Genomic DNA, 23,826 nt, shown 5'->3' with positions numbered 1-23,826 from the left:
CGGGTCGGCCGAAGGCGTAACCCACCCTACAACCCCACACCCGCCCTACTTCGTCAGCAGCGCATACGCTCCGGTCCAGCCCTCGGCCGGCGGATCGAGCTGGAAATCCTTGATGCGGGCCTCATAGAGCCTGAACAGCTTTTCCAGCGTGTCGGCGTCTTCGCTGCAACGGCCGCGTTCGATCGCATCCAGCGCGCCCTGCCAGTCACGGCCGCGGTAACAGCCGAGCATCTCGATGGTGATGTTGCGCAGGCGCTGGAAGGCGGCCGAATGCATCACGTCCTCGCGGCCGGCGATGGCATAGATCACCTCCGGCTCGGTCTTGCCCTTGACCATGATGAAGTCGAGCTCGAGGATCGCGAACTTGTCCTTGGCGGCGAGCGCGGTCCTGGATCCCACGATGATGGGAAAGCCGTACTCCTTCGACTGGCCTTCGAGGCGTGAGGCGAGGTTCACACTATCGCCAAGCACCGAATAGTTCTTCTTCAGATCGGAGCCCATGTTGCCGACGACGCCAATGCCGGTGTTGAGGCCGATGCCGACATTGAGCGGAATATAGACATGGCCGCCCTCGGCGGCCTCCTCCTCGCGCTCCTTGTTGACCGCATCGATCTGCTCCAGCATCTGGATCGCCGCCTCGCAGGCGTTGATCTCGTGCTCGGCATCGTCGAGCGGCGCATTCCAGAACGCCATGATGGCGTCGCCCATGTATTTGTCGATATAGCCCTTCTGATCGATGATCACGTCGGTCAGCGGCGTCAGGAAGCGGTTCATCAGCGCGATCAGACCCTGCGGATCGTGCTTGTAGCTCTCGGAGATCGTAGTGAAGCCGCGCACGTCCGAGAACATGATCGTCATCTGGCGCTCTTCGCCGCCGAGCACGAGCTTTTCCGGCGACTGCGCCAGCTGCTCGACCAAAACCGGCGACATATATTGCGCGAACTGCCCGCGGATCTGGACGCGCTGGCGCTGCTCGCGCACGAAGCTGGCAAAGATCAGGGTCAAATAGATCGCCGTGGTCGAGAGCAGCGGATAGGTGAAATCGATGAGGTAGCGGTATTGCGCATAGAAGAACCAGGATACGCCGACCAGGATGGCGGCGAAGGTCGCACCCACGAGCACCAGGCGCACCGGTCCGAGGTTCGGCGTGAAGATGATGACGAGCAGGCCGATGACCAGTGCGGCCAGTAATTCGACGCCAAGCGCGTAGTTCGGTTGCGAGATCACAGCGCCGCTCAGCACGCTTTCGAGGACCTGGGCATGGATCTCGACCCCCGGCATGGCCCGGGACACCGGCGTGGTCTTGATGTCGTTCAATCCCCCCGCGGAGGTGCCGACAAGCACCAGCTTGCCGGCAAGCTTGGAAGGCGGCACGCTGTTGTCGAGCACGTCGGCCGCGGAAACGTAGATCGAAGGGTCCCGGCGCGCATAGTGCACCCAAAGCTGACCGTTCTTGTCGGTCGGAACTTCCACGCCTTTGAGGCGGATCGACCTGATGCCCGCCTTGTCTGTGCGGACAAGCAATGTCGGCGTGCCAGTGACGACCCGCAGGATCTCGAGGCTAAGCGAGGGCATGATGTTGCCCTGGGCGCGCATGATCATGGGCACGCGGCGGATCAATCCGTCACGCTCGGTCCTGATCGAGAACAGGCCGCGGCCGGCGGCAACCTTCTCGATCACAGGGACGTTGCGGAGCAGGCCGGGGAATTCGAACAGGAAGCGCTCAGCCCCGTCCTCGCCGAGAGTCGCCACCCCCGTGAACGGAAGCGATTTATCGAGTTCGGACAAGACCTCCGGAAGCCCGGTCTCGCCCAGCACGACGCGCGAGCGCTTGATGGCATCGGCGAGGACCTGGTCGTTGCTCGGCAGCTCGCGCAGCTTGGTGCGGGTGGCGTCATCCAGATAACGCATCTGACTCGCAACCAGATCCGGGTTGAGCCGGTCGGGTTCGGAGAACACCACGTCGAAGCCGATCGCCACCGCGCCGCTGCTGGTGAGGTTCTGGATCAGATCGGCGATCCGTGTGCGCGGCCACGGCCACTGGCCGAGCCTCGCAAGGCTCTTGTCGTCGATGTCGACGATAACGACCGGCCGCGCCGCCTTGTGGCGCGGGTCGATCAGCTGGAACATGTCGAAGGTACGCAGCCGCAATTCCTGGATCGGCGGCGGATCCCAGAGCCGAGCGGCGGCGAACACGACCAGCAGCGCAAGGCACATCAGCCGCGCAAAGCCCAGCTTGCGTGCAAACCACCGCCGCAGGATTTTCAGACGCTTCATGCTAGTGGAATATCACGCTTTCGTCGCAGGCGGCAGCTCCGATCGGTGCACGGCGACCGCAGCACCTCGCGCTGCGATCAGGCGTGGACGATGAAGTCGTTCGCCTGGACGCTTGCGACGCCCTTCAAGAGTATGGTGTCCGTCGCATTGATCGTGATCAGGGTGTCTGAGCCTGACAGAGCCGCGTGATCATCCAGCCAATCTTGAGTATTGGAAGCCGTGACGACGGCCGGCAGGTCGATCTTGTCGGTGCCGGAGGTAAAGTTCACGATCGTGTCGTGGTTTGAATTGGCCGCGAAGAGGAACTGATCCTGATACCCGGTCCCGAACAGCACGTCCTTACCGGGCGTGCCCGCGAGGGTCACCGGGCCTTGTTCGCTCAGGTTGAAGATCAGGTTGACCGTATCGGTCGCCCCGTCGCGGTCGGTCACGGTGATCGCGACGGTGTCCGTCGTGGACGCGCTCTGGCTCGCATCGGTGTAAGTCAGCGTCTGGAGCGCCGAATTGACGTTGTCCAATGTGTCGGAGGTCGATGCGGGGTCCACATAGGTGCCCGAATCCGCGGTCGCCGTGAGCGTGAACGTTTCGTCGGCCGACGCGTCGGCATCGCCGACGGAAATGCCGTGAACGAAGACCTGATCGCCTTCCTGGCCAACGGTGATCTCGGTGATGTCGATGACCGGCGCGTCGTTCGTGCCGGTCAGGTCCACCGTGAGCGTTGCCGTGTCGGTCGCACCATGCGCGTCCTTGGTCTGGACGGTGAACGTATCGACATACGATCCGTGCGCCAGCGCGTTGATCGCGGGGACGTTCGGAACGTAGCTATAGCTGCCGTTGGGGTTAACCGTCAGCGAGCCATAGAGTCCCGCAACCGTCGTCGCCGCGTAGTGGTCCGAATTCAGGACGGCGTAGGTCAAGGTCGCCGTCTCGCCGCTGTCGGCGTCGGTCCCGGCCAACTGGCCGGTGAGATCGGAGAAGGTATCTGCCGCGGCGGTGTCCGTGAGCGGACCGATGTGGAGATCGGACAGCGTCGGCGCGTCGTTGGTGCCGGCGATGTTGACGGTGACGATTGCACTCGTGCCGGCTCCGTGAGCATCCGACGGAATGATCGTGTATTGCAGCGACAGCGTCTGCCCGGCGGCGAGGAAATCGAAGGCCTGGTCGGCCGAATTAAACTGCCACGTAAACTGGGCGTGGGTGGCCGCGCCATTGAGGATGTCGCCGGACGGCACGGTGAGATAGCTCACCAGATTCGCATGCGATAGTCCACCGACGCTGCCGGTCTGCGTCACGCCGTCGAGCTTAACCTGGACATCGTCGACCGACACCAACACGTGATCGGTCGCGTCCACGTCGGAGACCGTTAGCACCGCATGCGCAAGCTGGCCGGCATCGGTTTCCACAAGGTTTGCAACGGTGCTGCTGGCCCAGTCCGCATCGCCCTGGATGGTGAGACTCTGGGCGGAGTTGACCGCATTGGCGGCCGTGGATCCGCTGCCGTCGGCCAGCTGATAGTAGCCGGCAAGGTTCGCTTCGTTGCCGGCGAGTGCGGTGAAGTCGATCGACTGGATCTGTGCCTGCGTGAGGGCGGTGGTCCAGACGCTGACGTCGGAGATAGAGCCGGTGAAGCCCTGCGCCCCAAAGCCCGGGGCGTATCTGTCGCTCGCCGCCCCGATCATCATGTAGGACGGCTCCCCACCGTAACCGATCGAGTTCACGCCTCCAGTGTGGGAATAGACGGCGTTGCCATCGACATAAAGCGTGAAGATGCCGTCGTCGCGCGTCAGCGCGAGGTTATGCCATTCCCCTGCCGACAGGGCGAAGCCGGTATCCTGGATCTCGACGCCTCCCTCGAGAATTGCGATCTCCAGTTTGCCGGTGATGACGGTGCCCATGAGGCCGAAACCGGCGGTCGAGGTATTGCCATTGTAGAACAAGACCTGGCTGGCGGACGCAGAGTTCCCGTTCCAGTTCACCCAGCCGTCCAGCGTCACGTCATCGGTGGCGACCGTCGGCACCTCGCCGACCGCGATGGTCGCACCATCGAAGTTCATGTAATCCGAGGTGACATAGGAGACGGCGGGCGCATCATTGGTGCCAGCAATGGTGACCGTGACGTCCTGCGAGACCTGCGCGCCGTGATTGTCGGTGAAGGTGACGGTGTAGACCTGGGTGATGATCTGGCCTTCGGCCAGGGACTGCAGCACCGGATTGCTGTTGTCCAACGTGAACTGCCAGTTCAGCGACGCACCGTTGCTGGTGTCGGTGTTGGATTCGGACAGCGAGCCGATCGAGAAGGTGCCGATATGCGAATCAGTCTCGAAGCCCGGCAGAGCCGAGCTGATCGACGATGACTTGAACACCGCCTGCGCCGTGTGGGTGTCGATCAGGTCGACGTCCTGGATCGCCACCGTGCCGCTGGCCGTCAGCGTTGCGCAATCATCCTCGATGACCGCTCCCTTTGCCGCGTCGGCATCGCTGGTGATCGTGGGACCGTCGTTGACGCCTGTGATCGTGACGGTGACGTCCTGCGCGACAGTCGCGTTGTGATTATCCTTGAAGGTGACCGTGTAGACCTGGGTGATGGACTGGCCCTGCGCCAGCGACTGCAGCACCGCATTGCTGTTGTCGAGGCTGAAGTGCCACTTGAGCGTAGCGCCGTTGTTGGTGTCCGTGTTGGATTCCAGCACCAACGGATCGATCGTGAAGGTGCCGATGTTCGCGTTGGCGCCGAACCCCGGCAGAGGCGAGCTGACGGACGACGACGTGAACACCGCCTGCGCGCTATGGGTGTCGATCAGGTCGAGGTCCTGGATCGCCAGGGTGCCGTCAACCGTCAACGTCGAGCCAGCGTCCTCGATGACATGACCAGTTGCCGCCGCCCCGCTGCTGGTGACGATCGGCGTGTCGTTGACGCCCGTGATCGTGACGGTGACTTCCTGCGAGACGTGGGCACCGTGATTGTCTGTGAAGGTGACGGTGTAGACCTGCGTGATGGTCTGCCCTTCGGCTAGCGACTGCAGCACCGCGTTGTTGTTGTCGAGCGTGAAGTGCCAGCCCAGCGTCGCGCCGTTGTTGGTGTCAGTGCTGCATTCCAGGACCGACGGATCGATCGTGAAGGTGCCGATGTTCGCGTTGGCACCGAAGCCCGGCAACGCCGAGCTGACGGACGACGAGGTAAACACCGCCTGCGCCGTATGGGTATCGACCAAGTCGAGATCCTGGATCGCCAGCGTGCCGGCGATCGAGCGTGTCAGGCCGCTATCCTCGGTGACGCTCCCCTTTGCAGCGTCGGCATCGCTCGTGATGATCGGCGCATCATTCGCGCCGGTGATGGTGATCGTGACGTCCTGCGAGACCTGTGCACCGTCATCGTCGGTGAAGGTGACGGTGTAGACCTGGGTAATGGTCTGGCCCTCGGCCAGCGACTGGAGCACCGGGTCGTTGTCGTTGAGCACGAAGTGCCAGCCCAGCGTCGCGCCGTTGCTGGTGTCGCCGTTGGATTCGGTCACCGACTGATCGATCGTGAAAGTCCCGAGCGGCGTGTTGCCGTCGAAGCCCGGCAGATGCGCGTTTGATGTCGCTGACTTGAACACGGCCTGCGCGGTGTGCGTGTCGATCAGGTCGAGATCCTGGATCACCAGCGTGCCGCCGGTCGACAGTGTCGCGCCGGCATCCTCGGTGACGCCCCCCTTTGCAGCGTCGGCATCGCTGGTGATGGTCGGCGCATCGTTCGTGCCGGTGATGGTGATCGTGACGTCCTGCGAAACCTGTGCACCGTGGTCGTCGGTGAAGGTGACGGTGTAGACCTGGGTGATGGTCTGGCCCTCGGCCAGCGACTGGAGCACCGGGTCGTTGTCGTTGAGCACGAAGTGCCAGCCCAGCGTCGCGCCGTTGCTGGTGTCGCCGTTGGATTCGGTCACCGACTGATCGATCGTGAAAGTCCCGAGCGGCGTGTTGCCGTCGAAGCCCGGCAGATGCGCGTTTGATGTCGCTGACTTGAACACGGCCTGCGCGGTGTGCGTGTCGATCAGGTCGAGATCCTGGATCACCAGCGTGCCGCCGGTCGACAGTGTCGCGCCGGCATCCTCGGTGACGCCCCCCTTTGCAGCGTCGGCATCGCTGGTGATGGTCGGCGCGTCGTTGGTGCCGGTGATGGTGACCGTGACATCCCGGGTAACTGTGCCACCGTGATGGTCGTCGACCTTGACTGTGTATACCTGCGTGATGGTCTGGCCTTCGGCCAGCGACTGGAGCACCGGATCGGTGTCGTTGAGCGTGAAGGTCCAGCCTACGGATCCGCGCGTGCTGACACCCGGGCTCTCGCTCACTCCCGTCAGCGCGAAAGTGCCGATATGCGACGTGCCGTTGCCAAAGCCGGGCAGATGTGCGTTCGACGTCGTCGACTTCAGGACGAAGCTCGCGCCGTGCGTATCGGTGAGATCGGGGTCGTTGAAGGCGATGGTGCCGCTGGCTAGCAGGGTCGCCGCGGCGTCCTCTTTCACGGCGCCGGTCGGCGTGGTCGAGTCCTCGACGATGGTCGGCACGTCGTTGGTGCCCTCGACATTGACGTCCGCGCCGTCGATGGACACGGTGAGCGGCGTGCTGACGACGCCGCCGTGCCCGTCATCCACCTGCACCACGTAGTTCAGGATCAGCTTCTCGTTCTCGCCGAGGAAGTCGAACAGATGGTCGGGAACGCTGTAGGTCCAGGTGGCCGAGCCGTTGTTGCCGTTTCCGGCGCCCTGAATCACCGTCAGCGGCACCTTGACGGCGGAGATCGCGGCGAGTTGCGTCGGGGTCAACGTCGCCGTGATGTCGTTGCCCTCGGCGTCGAGATATTTGAACGGCTGGACGGACGAGAGCTCCGCACTCACGATCGGCCGGTCCGTCAGATCGACGTCGGCGAAGGTGACCGTGCCCGTGATGACGTCCAGCGCCTCGTTGCCGGTCCCGACCTGCTCGATGACGGCGCCGCCTGACGTCGCCACCGTGGGCTTGTCGTTCGTTCCGGTGATCGTGACGGTGATCGGGACGAACTTGCTCTCCGGGTTGACTGCGAAATTGGTGTCGACGCGGACCATGTAGGTCAGCGTCAGGGTTTCGCCGGCCGCGAGGAAGTCGAAGACGTTGTCTGGGATCGTGTAGGTCCAGACCGCCGAGCCGTTGTTGTTGTTGCCGCCGTCGGCGGCGACGCCGATCTGGATCTGCGTCGCCGCAATATCCTGCTTCTGGAGCGCGGAGAGCGAGCCGGTAACGTCCTGCTGGCCGGCATTCTTGTAGACATAGTTCGGCGCGTCGGCGAGGCTGATGCTTACCGTCGGCCGATCGCCGAGATTTTGATCGACGAAGGTGATCCGGCCGGAGACGGTGTCGGTATGCGCCGTATCGCCCGTGGTGTCAGCGCGCTCGGTCAGCGCGAACGCCGTCTTCACATTGCCGCCGAGATCGAGGCTTTGCACCAGCGGCTGGCCCGGCATGCGGGTGACGAGCGGCGTTGAAGTGGTGGGATTGTCCTGTCCCTGCGGATTGAGGTTGACGAATGTTGCGGTCACGACGGCGCCGGACGCCGACTTCAACAGCACCTCCTGGCCGATCGGCGTGAGCGTGTCGGTGAAGTTCGTGGTCAGCTTGGTGTTGGTATTGTTGTCGGTGAACTTCAGCGTGAATACGTCGGTGATCAGCTTCTGCACGTCCGGCGACATCAGTGCGTTGGAGATCGAGACGTTGCCGCCGCTGATCTGGATCATCTGGCCGGCCTGGTTGACCGTCGCGATCGGCAGCAGCGTGACCTTGTCGAACAGGATGTAGGAGCCCGTCGTGCCGTTCGGCTCGACCAACACCTGGAAGCTCGCCTGCGGCTGCGGATCGCCGCCGCCGGCGGGAACGACGAAGTTGATCTGGGTCAGCACGGCGGTGCCGCGGATGCCCATGGTGGCGACCGGCGTGTCGATCTTCATGTCGCCGTGCTTGGCGGTCTCGCCGGCGACGAAGGTGATGGTGCCCGCGACCAGGCTGAGCAGAGAGGAATTGCTCGACCCGTTGGGGTCGTAGACCATCTCGTTCAGCACCATCCGCGCATTGGAGGACAGGCCGAACACGGTGCCGTCGATGAAGGTGATGCCCAGCGTCGAATCGGCGCCGGTCGAGACCACATCACCCTTCTCGACGTTGTCGCCGTTGTTCAGGATGACCGAGACGCCGTTGCGGATCGCGGTCGCGCTGCCCACGAGCTTGGTGACGTGGCCGATGACCTGGGCCGCGGCCGCGCCGGGCGCGGCTTGCGCAACCTGGACATAGCCCGTGAGCGCGTTGACGACGTCACCGCTGAGGTGGGCGCCATCGGGGGAGGCGAGCGCGGCGCGCTTGTCGCCCCTGAAATAATCGTGAACGACGAACTCGTGCCCCTCGTGGGACAGCACTAGATCGAGACCTGTGCGCTTGAACTCGCCGTTGAAGATCAGATGGGGGTCGGGAACAACGAACGCGCCCTCAGGCACATGGCCATGCGCTTTCGCTGTAAACGAATCGACATGCGCATCGCCAAGCGAACGGGAACTTTGGCCGTCCAAAGGAATCGCGGCGTCAAATTGGCCAGCGTAATTCAACCGGGCACCGTAAAAAGGGTTAAAATTTAAGTAAGTATCGACGGTCTATGCTTGCATACCATTAGCAAGTCCTTAGCGATACCATCTATTGCTTGTGTGATTTCGCGTCACTTGGCTTCTGAAGGCCCCGCGGGTCGGAACCAGTCCAGAGAAACCAAAGTAATACCTAAAATATTGTGAAGTCGAATCCGGTCTGTTTCCACGCATTTCCAGTCATCCAGAGTATCCTGCTGTATAGTCGCCGGGCAGATACTTGTGCCATCTTTCCTTCGCGAGGGCTCGCAGCATCCTGCGGCAAATACGGAGTTAAATCTGTGACCTAACTAACAGAACCCCATGAAATAGGGGGTCATTAGCCATGGAACGCAGATTCGGCTCTCCTACAACCTGTGTCTGCAATTGCCCCCTTTAGGCGGCATCAGACACCTCCTAGCCTCCGGATCGTAAAATTTTACGCAATATGGGGAGGCCCGTTTCAGCCTATTCCCCGGTTTTGGGAACCCCTCCCGGCGCGTTAAGCAGAACAAAACGGCCCGTCTCGCACTATCTCCACGAAAGCAACAAAGCCCGGCGCGTCGAGGTCGAGGGGGACCTGGCGAAGCCCGGGAAGGGGATGTCAGATGGAGACGACTGCTCGCTCGCGCGCTTGGCGCGCGATCCTTATCCTGTGCGGATTGGTCCTGCTCGGATCGGCCGCCGAGCTTCGCGCCGGCACGCTGCTGTCGCCTGGAGCAGGCCTTCTCGTACGCAAATCCGCCGAGCCGTTCGGCGTGTTCGCCTTTGCCATCTCGACCGGCAGCCTGCAGCAGAAATGGTCCGCGCTGAAGAACAGGCTCGACGACGACATGGTGCAGCTTGCGCTCTGCGACGGCGACCGGGACAATTGCGCATCGCCTGCCGCCGTGAAACTGCTCGCCATCGTCGATCAGGCCCGCGCCCGCGAGGGCCGCGCGCGGCTCGGCGAGACCAACCGCGCCATCAACCTTGCCATTCGGGCCGCCAATGACGGCATCGACGACGTCTGGAGTTCGCCGCTTGCGACCTTCGCCCGCGGCGCCGGCGATTGCGAGGACTACGCCGTTGCCAAGCTGGCCGCGCTGCGGCTTGCCGGCATTCTGCCTGAGGACCTCCGCATCGTCGTGGTGCGCGACGTCAGGGCCGGCGAAGAGCATGCGGTCGTCGCCGCAAAGCTCGACGGGCACTGGCTGATGCTCGACAACCGCCGCATGGCGATGGTCGAGGACGACGCTGTGCGGGGCTACCAACCGCTGTTCACACTGTACCAGTCGGCCGTGATGAAATATGTCGACGAACCCGCGCGGTTCTCGATGGTCGCCCCCGAGGCACGTTGATTGTAGCGTTCTGGTAGCCAACCGTCCGTCACAAACCCATTCCACCGCGCGACCCGAACCGCTAGCATGGCGCCTTCCATGCGGGGGCGACTGGAATGCGGTTCATCGTGCCGACTGTGCTTGCGCTGCTGGTCTTGCCGGCGGCTCCGGGCTTGGCGCAATCCGGCCCATCCGACCGCACCGTGGCCGACAGGCTGCCGCTGTTTGCCAGGAACAACTGCCAGCAGATCCGCGATCCCGGCAATCAAATGTTCTGCGGTGACGTCACGCTCGCCGCCGCCGCCGAGAAGCTGAGCTCGGCGATCGAGGGTCGGCTCGCCCGTCTACCCGATCGTCTGCCTGCGATCGAGGAAAATGCGATCTGGATCCGCCAGCGCAACCTCAGTTGCGGCATCGTCGGCCAGACCGCGATCCGCACGGACGATTTCGATCAGGTGAAGGCCTGCCTGCTCAAGGTGACCGAGGAGCGCGCCGCGATCCTGCGCGATCCTGATTTCGACTGCCTCGCAACCAACACCGCAGCGGGCGCGCTGATCTGTGCGGATCCGTCGCTGGCGCTGGCCGAAACCGAGCTCAACGGCCAGGTGCTCGGCCTGATCGGCAAGCTGGACCCCACCGCGGCGCGCTTTGCGTTCGCCGAATATGACAGGTGGACCCGCGAGCGCGACCGCAAATGCAATCTGGTCGACAAGGAGAATGTGCCGCTCCACGAGCTCGAAACCGCGGAGGAGTGCCTTGCGGACCATTTAAAGCGCAAGACGGACGAGATCCGTGCGGCGAAGGGCGACTCTAAGAAGGTGTTCGGCCGGCAGGTCGCGGCCCGCATCCCCGACACCGACGCGGTCGACTTCTGCGCGGCGCGCATCCACGCGGCCAATTCGTGCGGCAACTTCCTCCGCATCAACCGCGTCTACGCGATCGACAGCCAGGTCACCGAGCAGGAGGCGCAGGTCACGGGTGAGATCGAGATGGCCGTGCTGGCGCCCTTCACCATGTGCAGCAAGGTCGCCTCCAGCTGCACCGGCACCTGCTGGGACGCCAGGACAGGTCGTCCGCAGCCGGGAGCCGGCAACAAGGAGCGTTCCGCGGAAGCCTTCAATGTCACGCGCCGGCTCCGGATCCAGCGGACATTTGCTTTCGTGAAAGCCGCCGATGGCTGGCGTTGCCGCGAGGACGAGCTGGCCCCCGTGAATTCAGGCACTGCGAGCGGGGGATCGTAGGCTCCCTCTCTCTCCCCGCTCTTACGGGGCAGACGGTGAAAGACGGACTCGCGGATACTCCCCCTTACCCGGAATTGTATCGCAAATTCCCGCCTCTCCCCGCACGCGGACGCACGCGGGGAGAGGCGCAGAAGCATCAAAACATCAGATTGTCCTTCACCAGCACCCAGCGGCCGTTCTTCACCTGCTGCACCTGGGTGACGGTCGTGGCGAGATGGTTGGTCTTCGAGAACACGGTCGGCGGCGAATTGAAGATATCCTGGAACTTGTCACCGGACTCGAGCGCGTCGAGCATCTTCTGGCCAGTGAGATCCTTGCCAGCCTTGTTGGCATAATGCGCGAACGTCATCACCGCATTGTAGCCAATGATGGCCTGGGTGTTGGCGTCGGCGTTGAACGTCTTCTTATAATTGACGAGCCAGTCCTTCACCTTTCCCTTCGCAGTGTCTTCGTAAGGAATTTCGAAGTTCGAAGCGGCATACAAGCCTTCCACCACTTCCTTGCCGAGCGCCGGCACTTCGAGCACGTTAACGGGCGTGGCACCGAGGAAGGTGACCTCCCAGCCGAGCTTCTTGGCCTCGGCCATGGTGCCGATAGGCTCACGGAGGACGGCGCCGAGCACGACGAGGTCGCAGCCGTCGGATTTCATCTTGGCGACCTGCGCCGAGAAGTCGGAGGCGCCGCGCTTGTAGCTCGTGATCGACGCCGGCTGCACCTTCATGGCGGCGAGCTGCTGGTTAAAACCATCGAGCACGTTTTTTCCGTACTCGTCGTCCTGATGCATGATGCACGGCTTCTTGAAATTCTTTGCCTCGATCATGTATTTGAGCGCTGCGCGCGTGCTCTCGACATAGGGCAGGAGGTTGTTGAACTTCAGCCGCTCCTGCGGCTTGGCCGGGTCGAACTTGAAGGTGAACTCGGCCGCCGTCAGCGGGAAGAGCTGAAGCACGCCGGCGTCGAGCAGGATGTCCTGCGCGGCCAGTACGGTCGGCGACCCCATCGGTCCCACCATCGCGAAGATCTTGTCGCGCTCGATCAGCTTCTGCGATGCCAGTACGGCCTTCTTGGGATCGTAGCCGCTGTCCTCGATGACCAGCCGGATCTTGCGGCCGTTGATGCCGCCCGCCGCATTGACCTCCTCGGTTGCCATCTTCATGCCATTTGCGACCGGGACGCCCCAGCCCTTGATCGGGCCCGACAGGTCCTGATGCGAGCCGAGGACGATCTCGGTTGCCGAGATACCGTCATTGGTGACCTTGGTTTGCGCTGTGGCCGGCAGACAGGTGAGCACCACGGCACCCACAGCGAGGCCGAATGCGCTGAACGATTTCGACATTGACGTCTCCTCTCCTAAAGGCCCGTGTCACGCGAAGGGCGGGGGCCATCGCTCCTTCGCTTTCCCGAATGGTCCGACGCCTCACGCCACCGCGCGCTGGCGATACATCGCTTCAATCTCGGCAGCGTAGCGCTTGTTCACGAAACCGCGCTTCAGCTTCATGGTCGGGGTCAGTTCTTCGTCTTCCGGCGTGAGCTGGCGCTCGATCAGGTAGAATTTCTTGATGGCTTCGACGCGGGCAAAATTGCCGTTGACCTGCTCGATCTCGCGCCAGATCAGGTCCTGGATCTCCGTCGCCCGGCACAGGCTGGCATAGTTGGTGAAGGGGATGTCGTGATCCTGCGCGAACTTCTCGACATTCTCCTGGTCGATCATCACGAGGCAGGTCAGGTACGGCCGCTTGTCGCCGATCACCACGGCGTCCGAGATGTAGGGCGAAAATTTGAGCTGGTTCTCGATCTCGGACGGCGTGATGTTCTTGCCGCCGGAGGTGATGATGATGTCCTTCATCCGGTCGGTGATCCGGACGAAGCCTTCATTGTCGATGCTGCCGACATCGCCGGTGTGCAGCCAGCCTCGGGAATCGATGGTCTCGGCGGTCTTCTCCGGCTGATTCAGATAGCCCATGAACAGGAAGTCGCCCTTGATGAGTATCTCGCCGTCGGGCGACAGCGCGACCTCGCCCCAGGACACCGCCGTCCCGACCGAGCCGAGCTTGATCCGCTCCGCCGGCATCATGGTGGCCACGCCGCAATTCTCGGTCTGGCCGTAGACTTCGTGAATGTCGATTCCGAGCGCGAGATACCAGCGGATCAGCTCCGGCGCGATCGGCGCCGCGCCGGTGAAGGCGACGCGGCAACGGTCGAGCCCGATCATCCGGCGAATGTTGCGAAATGCGATGCGATAGGCGAGACGGTTGGCGATGCGCAGCGACAGTGGCGGCGCCTTGCACTCGAGCCGACAATCGACCATGCGATAGCCGATGTCCATTGCGCGGCGATAGACCCATTGCTGGAGCGGGGTCGCATCCTTCAGCGCGATGGTGATGGCGGAATAGAATTTCTCCCAGATGCGCGGCACCGCGAGAAAAATGGTCGGCTGCACCTCGCGCAGATTGTCCGGCACGGTCTCCGTGCTTTCGGCGAAATTCATCACCGAGCCGAGCGCGACCGAGATGTAGTAGCCACCGACGCGCTCGGCGACGTGGCACAGCGGCAGGAAGAGCAACCGCTCATCGTCGTCCCGCGCCGGAATGAAGTCGTTGGCGTGCCGCATCTGATGCGTGACGCTGCGGTTGGCGTGCATCGCGCCCTTGGGCGGACCGGTCGTACCGGACGTATAGACGAGGATCGCGAGATCTCCGGCGCCGCGGCTGTCGATCATCTCCTGCCACAACGTTTCGCGGCCGACCATGTGATTGCGGCCGAGCGCGCGAAATTCGTCGAGTGACATCACCATGTCGTCGGAGAAGCCGCTCAGGCCCTCCATGTCGAACACAATGATCTTCTGCAAGCTCGCGCAGCGAGCGCGGCAGGCGAGGATCTTGTCAAGCTGCTCCTCGTCCCCGGCGAAGATCACTTTCGTTCTGGAATCGTTGACGAGATATTCAACCTGGGACGATGCATCGGTCGGGTAGATGCCCGAGGCCACGCCGCCGGCGCACAGGATGCCCATGTCGGCATGGACCCATTCGGGAACGGCGTTGGCGATGATGGAGGCGACGTCGCCGGGCATGAAGCCGGAGGCGCGAAGCGCGTAGGCAATCTCCTTCGATATCTCCAGCCACTCGCGCCAGCTCGTCGGCTGCCATATCCCGAATTTCTTCTCGCGGATCGCCGGCCGCTCGCCCCGCGTCTCCGTAGCGCGCAAAAAGCTCTTTGCGATCGTGTCAGCGACCGTCAGCACCGCCGGCCGGGCCATGCGTCTCTCCTCCTTGTCGCTTCTGCCCTCCGCTGCCTGCCTTGCCGGCGGTCTTTGCTTGCGGATGGGCAATCTCATCTTACTGCCAGCTCTTCCTCACCGCCACGTCTTCTTCTTCTTCCAGCGCCGCTCGCCCCGCGCGCCCGCTTCCTTGGCACCAAGGTAGAACTCCTGGATGTCCTGTGAATGCATCAAGCGGTCGCAGCTGTCGTTCATCACGATGCGGCCGATCTCCAGCACATAGCCGTAATGCGCGGTCTCCAGCGCGACCTTGGCGTTCTGCTCGACCAGCAGGATCGACATGCCCTGCTCCTCATTGACGCGGCGGATGATGGCGAAGATTTCCTTCACCAGCAGCGGCGACAGGCCGAGCGAGGGCTCGTCGAGCAAGAGCAGCGTCGGCCGGTTCATCAGGGCGCGCCCAATCGCCAGCATCTGCTGCTCGCCGCCGGAGAGCTGGCCGGCCGGCTGGTTGATGCGCTCCTTCAGGCGCGGGAAATAGCCGTAAACGCGATCGATATCCTCTGCGACTCCGTCGCGATCCTTGCGCGGATAGGCCCCCATCATCAGGTTTTCGCGCACGGACAGGAACGGGAAGACCTCGCGTCCTTCCGGCACATGGCTGAGGCCGAGCCGCACGATCCTGTCGGCTTCCATGCGCTGGATCGGCTTGCCCAGGAATTCGATCGAGCCCTTCTGCGGATCGAGAATGCCCGAGATGGTCTTCAGCACGGTGGTCTTGCCGGCGCCGTTGGCCCCCAGCAGCGTGACGATGCGGCCGCGCGGCACTTCCAGCGAGATGCCGCGGATCGCCATGATCGGCCCGTAATAGCTCTCGATGTTGGAGAGCTTCAGGATAGTCTCGGGTGTCGCGATCGCATCCATCGCCTCAGGCTCCCAGATAGGCGGCGACGACATCGGGGTGCTGCTGCACGTCGGCGGGCGACCCCATGGCCAGCACCCTTCCGTAATTCAGTGCGATGACGCGATCGGAGACGCGGTTGACCAGGGACATGTCGTGCTCGACCATCAGCACGGTGACGCCGAGCTCGCTTTTCATGTCGCGGATCCAGAACGACATGTCGTCCGTCTCCTCGACATTGAGGCCGGACGACGGCTCATCGAGCAGGATCAGCTTCGGCTCCGAGCAAAGCGCGCGTGCCAGCTCAATCACCTTGCGCACGCCGTAAGGCAGGCCGGAGATCAGCTTGTCGCGATAGGGTTCGAGATCGAGGAATTCGATGACCTGCTCGACCCTGCGCCGATGCACCTTCTCGTTGGCCCGCACGCTCGGCAGGAACAGCAGCTCCTGCCAGAGCTGCGTCGTCGAGTGCCGATGGCGGCCGACCAGGAGGTTGGAGAGCACGGTCGCATTCTCGAACAGCTCGATGTTCTGGAAGGTCCGTGCGATGCCCAGTTTTGCGATGTCGTAGGGTGGCTCCTCCGTGATGTCCTGGTCCTCGAAGAAGATGCGGCCCGAGGTCGGCCGGTAGATGCGCGAGATCAGGTTGAAGATCGAGCTCTTGCCCGCGCCGTTCGGCCCGATGATCGAGAGGATCTCGCCCTTCTCGACCGCGAAGGACACCGCATCGACGGCCTTGAGGCCTCCGAAATGCAGCGACAGGTTCTCGGCGCGGAAATAGCTCATCGGTTCCGCTCCGACTTCACGTAGATCTTCTGCCGCTTGAAGGTGGCGCGCTTGTAGAGTGGGAACAGCTGGAAGAAGAGCTTGATCTTCAGCCAGCGGCCGTAGAGCCCGAGCGGCTCGAACAGCACGAACATTACGATGATGATGCCGTAGATCGCGCCCTTCAGGCCGTTGAGCGAGGCGAAAGCTGCGACCTTCGACTGGATGTTTCCTGCGGTGGCCGTGCCGGCGCCGAACGTCGCGGCGATGCCGGCGATCATGCCAGGCATGTCGTCCTTCAGATACGTCAGGAACGGATCGATCATCACGATGAAGATCGCCCCCAGCACCGCGCCGTGCAGGCTGAATGAGCCGCCGATCAGGATCACGATGATGAACTCGATCGACAGCTGCAGCGTGAACATCTCCGGCGAAATGAAGGAGAGCTTGTGGGCGAACAGCACGCCGGCAAAGCCGGTGATTGCCGCCGAGATCGCAAAGGACTTGACCTTGTAGAGCGCGACATTGACGCCCATGCTGCGCGCCGCCGTCTCGCTGTCGCGGATCGCGACGAAGGCGCGTCCGGTCGGCGAGCGCAAGAGGTTCAGCGTCCCGACGATGGTCAGCACCAGCACCGAGAGACAGAGGAAATAGAAAGTCGGGCTGTCGCGCGGTACAGCGACGCCGAGCAGCGACAGCGTCTTGACCCGCATGCCCTCGTTGCCGTGGGTAACGCTTTCCCAGCGCGCCAGGATCTCCTCGACGATCAGGGCAAACGAGATGGTGGCGATGACGAGATAGATGCCGGTCAGGCGCAGGGCGGGAAATCCGACCAGAGCGCCGATCAAGCCGGTCAACGCGCCGGCTGCGAGAAAATAGACCGGGAACGGCACGTTGTATTTCTGCAAATAGGCTGCCGTGTAGGCCCCGATGGCGAGGAATGCGGCATGTCCGAGCGAGGCCTGGCCGGTGAAGCCGGTCAGGATCAAAAGCCCGACGCCAACGGTTGCATAGATGCAGACGAAGACGAGCTGGCTCATCACATAGCTGGAGAGCACGAACGGCGCGATCAACAGCAGCGCGAGCAGGATGCCGTACGAGACCAGATAGCCCGAATGCGGGAACAGCTTGATGTCGTCCTCATAGTCGGTCTTGAACAGGAAGCGCATGGCGTTCAGACCTTCTTGCGAACGTGATGGCCGAACAGGCCTTCAGGCTTCAAGAGCAGCACGGCGAGCAGCACGAGGTACGGCGCGACATCCTTCCAGCCTTCGGGCAGGTAAAAGCCGGCCATGCTCTCGATCACACCGATCAGGACGCCGCCGACCACCGCGCCCGGGATCGAGCCGAAGCCGCCGAGCACCGCGGCGGGAAACGCCTTCAGGCCAAGCACGAGGCCGACATTGGAATGGATGAAGGTGATCGGCGCCAGCAGCACGCCGGCGCAGGTCGCGACCGCCGCGCTGATCGCCCAGACGATCGAGACCACGCGCTTGACCGGAATGCCCATGTAGTAGGCGGCGAGCATGTTCTCGGAACTTGCGCGCATCGCAGTGCCCAGGATGGTCTTGTTGAAGAAGAGATAGAGCAGCGTGCACAGGATCATCGTCGCCGCGATCACCGACAGTTTGTCGTAGGCGAGCACCAGCGACCCGATCCGCAGCACTCCCTGGCTGAAGGGAGTCTCGATCTTCAGATCGTCGGTGCCCCAGATCATGCCGGCGATCGAGCGCAGGAAATAGCCGAGCCCGATCGTGGCCATGATGATCGAGAATTGCGGATAGCCGAGGATCGGCCGCACCACCACGCGCTCCGCCAGCATGCCGAACAGCGCCATCGCGGCCACTGCACCGGCAAAGCCGATCCAGTAGTTCAGGCCCATCATGCCGATGAAGGTGAAGGCGAAGAAACCTCCGAGCATCATCAGATCGCCCTGGGCGAAATTGACGACCTCGGTGGCCTTGTAGACGAGCACGAAACCGAGCGCGATCAGGCCGTAAACGCAGCCGAGCGCGACACCGCTGACCAGCTGCTGAACGAAATCCAGCATCGACGCGCGTCCTCCCGATACAACCGGCGGCTCTTTCCGACCGCCTTGCCGCATCTTGTGTCCAGCCGCTACGCAGTCGTTTCGCCGCGTTAGCGCCATTTGTCCGGAACCAATTCAGCCTGAACCGCCCAGCGCTGTCAACAAACGATGACTTCCGTTTAGTCCAATCCGGATGACGGAATTTGCGGCAGCGCGATTCACGGCGCCGAAACATCTTCAAGTCATGGTCGCGGCGCGATACAAAACCGGATGGTGTGGCCGTCATGAAGCCGGACAGCTCGGCGCTGGAAGTGGTGGGGTTAACGAAGCGTTTTGACCGGCTGGCGGTCGACGGCCTCGATCTCACCATCCGCGCCGGCGAATTCTACGCCCTGGTCGGCCCCAACGGCGCCGGCAAGACCACCAGCTTGCGCATGGTTGCGGGCCTGCTGCGCCCCGACGCCGGCGCGGTCTCGATCTTCGGCATCGATGCGCTCCAAAACCCCGTCGCCGCCAAGCAGGTGATGGCGTGGGTCTCCGACGAGCCCATGATCTACGACAAGCTGACCCCGCTCGAATATCTCGAATTCGTCGCCGGCCTCTGGGGCATCGCGCCATCGGCCTCGGAACCGGTTGCGCAGGACCTGCTCGGCTCGCTCGGCCTCGAGCCGCACCGGCACGAGCGCTGTGAGGGCTTTTCCAAGGGCATGCGCCAGAAGGTAGCGCTGGCCGGCGCGCTGGTGCACGATCCCCGCCTCATCATCCTTGACGAGCCGCTGACGGGGCTCGACGCCGTCTCTGCCCGCCATGTGAAGGGTCTTCTCAGCGAGCGCGTCCGCGCCGGCTGCACCGTCATCATGACCACGCATATTCTCGAAGTGGCCGAGCGGATGGCCGACCGCATCGGCGTGATCGCCTCGGGCCGCCTCGTCGCCGAAGGCACGCTGACCGAGCTGCGCCAGCAGAACGGTCATGCCGACACCAGCTTGGAGGATCTCTTCATCGCGCTGGTGACGCTTCCGGAAGCGGCATGAGCTCGGCAACTGCGCTGTCCTGGTTTGCCCGCCACGAGCTCCGGCTCGCCTGGCGCGAATGGCTGGCCATGATGACCGGCGGACGCCGCAAGCGGACGCGCGTCGCTGTGATCGGCCTGATCTGCTTCGCCGCGCTGCTGCACCTGCCGGCATGGGCGGTGATCGGCCGCTTCGCCGATCTGCAACTGCCGCTCGACAAATCCTCGCTGATCGTGATCTCGGCGACGATATTTCTCGCCTGGACGCTGATGCTGTCGCAGGCGATCGAATCGGTGACGCGGGTGTTCTACGCCCGCGCCGATCTCGACCTGATCATGTCCTCGCCGGCGAGGCTGGCAAATCTGTTCTCGGTCCGCATCGCCGCGATCGCGCTGACCGTCACCGTGATGGCGCTGCTGTTCTCGACACCCTTCGTCGACGTGCTCGTAATCGGCGGCGGCGCGCGCTGGCTCGCGGCATTCGGGGTGGTCGTCGCCATGGGCCTGTCGGCCGCGGCGATCGCGATCGCCGTCACCATCCTGCTGTTTCGTCTGATCGGCCCGGCGCGGACGCGCCTCATTGCCCAGATTCTCGCCGCCATCATCGGCGCCGGCTTCGTGATCGCGCTCCAAGTCGCCGCGATCATGTCCTACGGCACGCTGTCGCGCTTCACCATCCTGACCTCGGGTAGCGTGGCTGCTCATGCTCCCGATGTCGACAGCATCTGGTGGTGGCCGGCGCGGGCGGTGATGGGCGACAGCGAAGCGCTACTGCTGCTCCTGGCGCTCGCTTTGGTGCTGCTCGGAAGCGTCATGGCGATCTTCTCGCACCGCTTTGCCGACACGGCGATCGACGCCGCAGCCTATGGCACCTCCGGCAGTAAGCGCGCGAAGGCGCGCCCTTTCCGCAGCGGGTCGCGGCAGCAGGCGCTGCGGCGCAAGGAATTCTCGCTGCTCTGGCGCGATCCCTGGCTGATCTCGCAGACATTGATGCAGCTGCTCTATCTCGTGCCGCCGGCGCTGCTGCTGTGGCGCAATTTTGCCGACAGCTCCGCCGCGCTGACGCTGATCACTCCGGTCATCGTGATGGCGGCCGGACAGCTTGCCGGCGGACTTGCCTGGCTGACGATCTCGGGCGAGGACGCCCCCGATTTGGTCGCAACCGCACCGCTGACGCCATCCAACGTCACCCGCGCCAAGATCGAGGTGGTGCTGATCGCGATCGCGGTCATCTTCTGCCCGCTGGTCGCCGCGCTCGCTTTCGCCTCGCTCTACCAGGCCGCGATCAGCGCCGGCACGGTCATCGTCAGCGCGGCCTCCGCGACCGCGATCCAGCTCTGGTTCCGGGTGCAGGCCCGGCGCAGTCAGTTCCGCCGCCGCCAGACCTCGTCGCGGCTCGCGACTTTCGCCGAAGCCTTCTCCTCGATCGGCTGGGCCGCAACGGCAGCGCTGCTGCTTGCGCTCCCCATCGCGGGCCTCATCAGCGGCCTGATCACCGCGAGCCTCGTTGCTATCACCTGGAAGTTCAGCCCAAGGCGGGAATGAGGGGGAGTAGGAGCTGCGACCTGACGCGCTGTTGAACGCGAGCTGTTGGCCTCGCGCTACGTGCGCGCTAGACTTCCGCCGAAGTCATCGGGGACGGATACATGCGGCGACTGGTTTCGGCGGCTCTGGCGCTGTTCTGCGTATCCTTCGCACCTGCTCTGGCCCAGCAGCCGCAGCGCAGCGAGTGCCTGGCGATGGCCCATACCGCGCCGCGGGCGATGCCGGTCGCATTTCGGCGGGCGGCCAGCTCCGCCGAGGTCGAGATCACTTATGCCGGCCATTCCACCTACTACATCGACACGCCCGCGGGCTTGCGCATCGCCACCGACTATAGCGGCGCCTATCAGGTCGGCCGGCTGCCCGACGTCGCCACCATGAACCGGGCCCACAGCACCCACTACACTCTCTTTCCTGACAGGCGCATTCCCCACGTGCTGCACGGCTGGAGCGAGGACGGCAAGCCGGCGATCGTGTCGGAGCGTATCAGTGACACCTTCGTCCGCAATGTCACGACCGACATCCGCCGCTATTTCGGCGACGATGCCGGCGCCGACATGATCCGTGACGGCAATTCGGTCTTCATCTTCGAGGTCGCGGGCCTCTGCATCGGCCATCTCGGCCACCTCCATCACAAGCTCGACGACAGCCATTTCGCCCAGATCGGACGGCTCGATATCGTGATGGTGCCGATCGACGGCACTTACACCATGTCGCTGGACGGCGTCTCCGAAATCACCAAGCGCCTGCGGGCCTCGGTGGTGCTGCCGATGCACCGCTTCGCCACCCCGCTCGACGACTTCATGCGCCGGATCGGCCAGCAGTTCGAGATCGACCGGCGCGCCGAGCGTTCCTTCCGGATGTCGCGGGATGCGCTGCCCTCGAAGCCGACCGTGATCATCCTCGACGGGGTCTGAGGCGCAATTTTCTCCAAGCCGGCCGCCGGCCGGTCGTGCTGATCTCCTCGCAACAGGAGACCGACATGAGCGAGTTTGGCAGACTTTTGCACGCGGACGGACCAAATCCCGAGCATGCGGCGGCGCTCCAGCTCTATGGTCGCTTCGTCGGCGACTGGGAGGCCGAGATCACCGCCCACGGCTCCGATGGCGCGAAACATACCGCGCCCGGAGAGATCCATTTTGGCTGGGTGCTGGAAGGCCGCGCCGTCCAGGACGTCTGGATCATTCCCCGCCGGGCAGGCTCTCAGGCCTTTCCGATCGCCGGCAATTGGTACGGCACGACGATGCGCGTTTACGATCCGACCATCGACGCGTGGCGGATTTCCTGGTTCGACCCCGCACGCTGCGTCTTCCGCCAGCAGATCGGCCGTCCGCATGGACAGGATATCGTGCAGGAAGGCACGACCGAAACGGGCGAGCTGACGCGCTGGAGCTTTACGGAGATCACCAGGGGCTCCTTCCATTGGCTCGGCGAGGTCAAACCGGCCGATGCAACCGATTGGCGGCTGGTCGTCGATGTGAAGGCGAAGCGGCGGGCAGCTTAGAGCAAGATGAATATTGGTTGAATCGAATCGGGCCACGAGCTCCATCAACCTCTCCCGCTTGCGGGGGAGGTCGGCGCGAAGCGCCGGGTGGGGGCTCTCTCCATTTAGGGACATTCTCTGTAACCTCAAACAACCCCGACGCGGAGACACCCCCACCCCAGCCCTCCCCCGCAAGCGGGAGAGGGAGCGCACCTCCTGCGCCGCGGTGATGGCGCTCTGAACAACGCGCGCTGCTGCGCATGATTATGAGGTGCTAAGCTCCCGGCACAAGAAGCCTAAAGGGAGCGAACGCCGATGGCTGCAAGCGGTATGCCCGCCAATACGAGCGGGCTGTTCGTCGAGCCGCGCGAGGACTGGCTCGCGCTGCAGCAGGAGGAAATCATCGATCCCTTGCGGCCGATCGTCGACCCCCATCACCACCTCTGGAATCGCGGGCACCGTTATCTGATCGAGGAGATGGCCGCGGACATCGCTTCCGGCCACAACATCGTCGCCACCGTCTATGTCGATTGCCGCTCGATGTACCGCGCGCATGGGCCCGAGGCATTCCGGCCTGTCGGCGAAGTCGAGTTCGCCAACGGTGTTGCCGCGATGAGCGCGAGCGGTGCTTACGGCAAGGCCGCGATCTGCGCCGGTATCGTCAGCCACGCCAATCTGCTGCTCGGCGATAGCGCAAAGGGGGTGCTGGAAGCCGAGATCGCGGCCGGCAATGGCCGCTTCCGCGGCATCCGGCATTCCTCGGCCTGGGACGAGGATCCCATCGTCGCCGGCATGTATGCGAACAGGCCGAGGGGATTGTTGCAGGACCCGACCTTCCGCAAGGGATTTGCCTGCCTTGCACCGCTGAATCTCAGCTTCGATGCCTGGCTATTCCATCCGCAGATCGGTGAGCTCACCGAGCTTGCGCGCGCCTTTCCCGACACCAGGATCGTGCTCGACCATTGCGGCGGCCCGGCCGGAATCGGCCGCTTTGCAGGGCGGCGCGAGGAGGTGTTTGCGCAATGGCGCGCCTCGATCCGCAAGATCGCGACATGCGAGAACGTCGTGGTCAAGCTCGGCGGGCTCGCAATGTGCCTGCTCGGCTACGACTTCCATTTGCGCCAGAGGCCGCCATCGTCCGAGGAGCTTGCCACGGCCTGGCGGCCCTATGTCGAGACCTGCATCGAGGCGTTCGGCCCCAGACGCGCGATGTTCGAGAGCAATTTCCCGCCGGACAAGGGCCAGTGCAGCTATCAGGTGATCTTCAACGCCTTCAAGCGCATCAGCTCGTCTCTGAGCGAGGCCGAGAAGACGGCGCTGTTTTCGCAGACCGCAATCGATGTCTACCGGCTCGCGGCGCCGTCATGACGAGAAGAGGAGCCGGGATGTTGATCCCGCCCCCTCTTCCGTCGTAGCCGCT

Annotated in this window: 15 protein-coding genes; 7 read left to right on the top strand and 8 right to left on the bottom strand. The window is 63.5% G+C overall.

Annotation, left to right across the window (positions count from 1 at the left end; all coding sequences use genetic code 11):
• Window positions 1-45: 45 nt before the first annotated feature.
• Window positions 46-2,277 (bottom strand): adenylate/guanylate cyclase domain-containing protein, encoded by a 2,232-nt coding sequence (locus IVB28_RS03165; protein ID WP_247524601.1) that lies wholly within the window; start codon window positions 2,275-2,277, stop codon window positions 46-48.
• Between the two features lie 77 nt (window positions 2,278-2,354).
• Window positions 2,355-8,777: a VCBS domain-containing protein gene (locus tag IVB28_RS03160; RefSeq protein WP_247524600.1), complete on the bottom strand. Its 6,423-nt coding sequence runs from the start codon at window positions 8,775-8,777 to the stop codon at window positions 2,355-2,357.
• 728 nt (window positions 8,778-9,505) lie between these two features.
• On the opposite strand from IVB28_RS03160, the gene IVB28_RS03155 reads away from it, so the two are divergent.
• On the top strand, window positions 9,506-10,237 hold the full coding sequence (locus IVB28_RS03155) for a transglutaminase-like cysteine peptidase (RefSeq protein WP_247524599.1): 732 nt from the start codon (window positions 9,506-9,508) through the stop codon (window positions 10,235-10,237).
• Window positions 10,238-10,332: 95 nt separating this feature from the next.
• Entirely contained in the window at window positions 10,333-11,457 is a 1,125-nt protein-coding gene (locus IVB28_RS03150; protein WP_247524598.1) for a DUF1311 domain-containing protein, read from the top strand.
• Between the two features lie 136 nt (window positions 11,458-11,593).
• Here the strand turns inward: IVB28_RS03150 and IVB28_RS03145 are convergent, their stop codons facing one another.
• The 6 genes from IVB28_RS03145 to IVB28_RS03120 all read right to left on the bottom strand — a co-directional run bounded on the left by IVB28_RS03145 (window position 11,594) and on the right by IVB28_RS03120 (window position 18,390).
• Window positions 11,594-12,793, bottom strand: a complete 1,200-nt coding sequence (locus IVB28_RS03145) for an ABC transporter substrate-binding protein (protein WP_247524597.1) — start codon at window positions 12,791-12,793, stop codon at window positions 11,594-11,596.
• 81 nt (window positions 12,794-12,874) lie between these two features.
• Window positions 12,875-14,713 carry an AMP-dependent synthetase/ligase gene (locus tag IVB28_RS03140; RefSeq protein ID WP_247524596.1) on the bottom strand — a complete coding sequence of 613 codons (1,839 nt, stop codon included), beginning with the start codon at window positions 14,711-14,713 and terminating at the stop codon, window positions 12,875-12,877.
• Window positions 14,714-14,809: 96 nt separating this feature from the next.
• Entirely contained in the window at window positions 14,810-15,598 is a 789-nt protein-coding gene (locus IVB28_RS03135) for an ABC transporter ATP-binding protein (protein ID WP_247525329.1), read from the bottom strand.
• Between the two features lie 4 nt (window positions 15,599-15,602).
• On the bottom strand, window positions 15,603-16,361 hold the full coding sequence (locus tag IVB28_RS03130; protein ID WP_038948840.1) for an ABC transporter ATP-binding protein: 759 nt from the start codon (window positions 16,359-16,361) through the stop codon (window positions 15,603-15,605).
• Window positions 16,358-17,509: a branched-chain amino acid ABC transporter permease gene (locus tag IVB28_RS03125; protein WP_247524595.1), complete on the bottom strand. Its 1,152-nt coding sequence runs from the start codon at window positions 17,507-17,509 to the stop codon at window positions 16,358-16,360. The genes IVB28_RS03130 and IVB28_RS03125 overlap by 4 nt, the downstream gene beginning before the upstream one ends.
• Before the next feature lie 5 nt (window positions 17,510-17,514).
• Complete coding sequence (locus tag IVB28_RS03120; RefSeq protein WP_247524594.1) at window positions 17,515-18,390, bottom strand: branched-chain amino acid ABC transporter permease; 876 nt, start codon at window positions 18,388-18,390, stop codon at window positions 17,515-17,517.
• 263 nt (window positions 18,391-18,653) lie between these two features.
• On the opposite strand from IVB28_RS03120, the gene IVB28_RS03115 reads away from it, so the two are divergent.
• The 5 genes from IVB28_RS03115 to IVB28_RS03095 all read left to right on the top strand — a co-directional run bounded on the left by IVB28_RS03115 (window position 18,654) and on the right by IVB28_RS03095 (window position 23,774).
• Window positions 18,654-19,403 (top strand): ABC transporter ATP-binding protein, encoded by a 750-nt coding sequence (locus IVB28_RS03115; protein ID WP_247524593.1) that lies wholly within the window; start codon window positions 18,654-18,656, stop codon window positions 19,401-19,403.
• Window positions 19,400-20,926 carry a permease gene (locus IVB28_RS03110; RefSeq protein ID WP_247524592.1) on the top strand — a complete coding sequence of 509 codons (1,527 nt, stop codon included), beginning with the start codon at window positions 19,400-19,402 and terminating at the stop codon, window positions 20,924-20,926. Before IVB28_RS03115 ends, IVB28_RS03110 begins: the two co-directional genes overlap by 4 nt.
• A 101-nt stretch (window positions 20,927-21,027) precedes the next feature.
• The gene (locus IVB28_RS03105; RefSeq protein WP_247524591.1) at window positions 21,028-21,840 is read left to right on the top strand and encodes an MBL fold metallo-hydrolase; all 813 of its coding nucleotides are present in this window, start codon (window positions 21,028-21,030) and stop codon (window positions 21,838-21,840) included.
• Between the two features lie 65 nt (window positions 21,841-21,905).
• Window positions 21,906-22,427, top strand: a complete 522-nt coding sequence (locus IVB28_RS03100; RefSeq protein ID WP_247524590.1) for a hypothetical protein — start codon at window positions 21,906-21,908, stop codon at window positions 22,425-22,427.
• A gap of 294 nt (window positions 22,428-22,721) precedes the next feature.
• Window positions 22,722-23,774 (top strand): amidohydrolase family protein, encoded by a 1,053-nt coding sequence (locus IVB28_RS03095; RefSeq protein WP_247524589.1) that lies wholly within the window; start codon window positions 22,722-22,724, stop codon window positions 23,772-23,774.
• Window positions 23,775-23,826: the final 52 nt, after the last annotated feature.

The organism is Bradyrhizobium sp. 199, from assembly GCF_023073355.1.
In the GTDB taxonomy this organism is placed as follows: Bacteria; Pseudomonadota; Alphaproteobacteria; order Rhizobiales; family Xanthobacteraceae; genus Bradyrhizobium.
This window is presented reverse-complemented; position numbering and strand designations above follow the sequence as displayed.

What these genes read in the sequence shown, in the direction of transcription:
- IVB28_RS03095 (WP_247524589.1), top strand. Translation starts at nt 22,722, where the DNA reads ATGGCTGCAAGCGGTATGCCCGCCAATACGAGCGGGCTGTTCGTCGAG.
- IVB28_RS03150 (WP_247524598.1), top strand. Translation starts at nt 10,333, where the DNA reads ATGCGGTTCATCGTGCCGACTGTGCTTGCGCTGCTGGTCTTGCCGGCG.
- IVB28_RS03110 (WP_247524592.1), top strand. Translation starts at nt 19,400, where the DNA reads ATGAGCTCGGCAACTGCGCTGTCCTGGTTTGCCCGCCACGAGCTCCGG.
- IVB28_RS03120 (WP_247524594.1), bottom strand. Translation starts at nt 18,390, where the DNA reads ATGCTGGATTTCGTTCAGCAGCTGGTCAGCGGTGTCGCGCTCGGCTGC.
- IVB28_RS03155 (WP_247524599.1), top strand. Translation starts at nt 9,506, where the DNA reads ATGGAGACGACTGCTCGCTCGCGCGCTTGGCGCGCGATCCTTATCCTG.
- IVB28_RS03125 (WP_247524595.1), bottom strand. Translation starts at nt 17,509, where the DNA reads ATGCGCTTCCTGTTCAAGACCGACTATGAGGACGACATCAAGCTGTTC.
- IVB28_RS03145 (WP_247524597.1), bottom strand. Translation starts at nt 12,793, where the DNA reads ATGTCGAAATCGTTCAGCGCATTCGGCCTCGCTGTGGGTGCCGTGGTG.
- IVB28_RS03105 (WP_247524591.1), top strand. Translation starts at nt 21,028, where the DNA reads ATGCGGCGACTGGTTTCGGCGGCTCTGGCGCTGTTCTGCGTATCCTTC.
- IVB28_RS03115 (WP_247524593.1), top strand. Translation starts at nt 18,654, where the DNA reads ATGAAGCCGGACAGCTCGGCGCTGGAAGTGGTGGGGTTAACGAAGCGT.
- IVB28_RS03100 (WP_247524590.1), top strand. Translation starts at nt 21,906, where the DNA reads ATGAGCGAGTTTGGCAGACTTTTGCACGCGGACGGACCAAATCCCGAG.
- IVB28_RS03130 (WP_038948840.1), bottom strand. Translation starts at nt 16,361, where the DNA reads ATGAGCTATTTCCGCGCCGAGAACCTGTCGCTGCATTTCGGAGGCCTC.
- IVB28_RS03135 (WP_247525329.1), bottom strand. Translation starts at nt 15,598, where the DNA reads ATGGATGCGATCGCGACACCCGAGACTATCCTGAAGCTCTCCAACATC.
- IVB28_RS03140 (WP_247524596.1), bottom strand. Translation starts at nt 14,713, where the DNA reads ATGGCCCGGCCGGCGGTGCTGACGGTCGCTGACACGATCGCAAAGAGC.
- IVB28_RS03165 (WP_247524601.1), bottom strand. Translation starts at nt 2,277, where the DNA reads ATGAAGCGTCTGAAAATCCTGCGGCGGTGGTTTGCACGCAAGCTGGGC.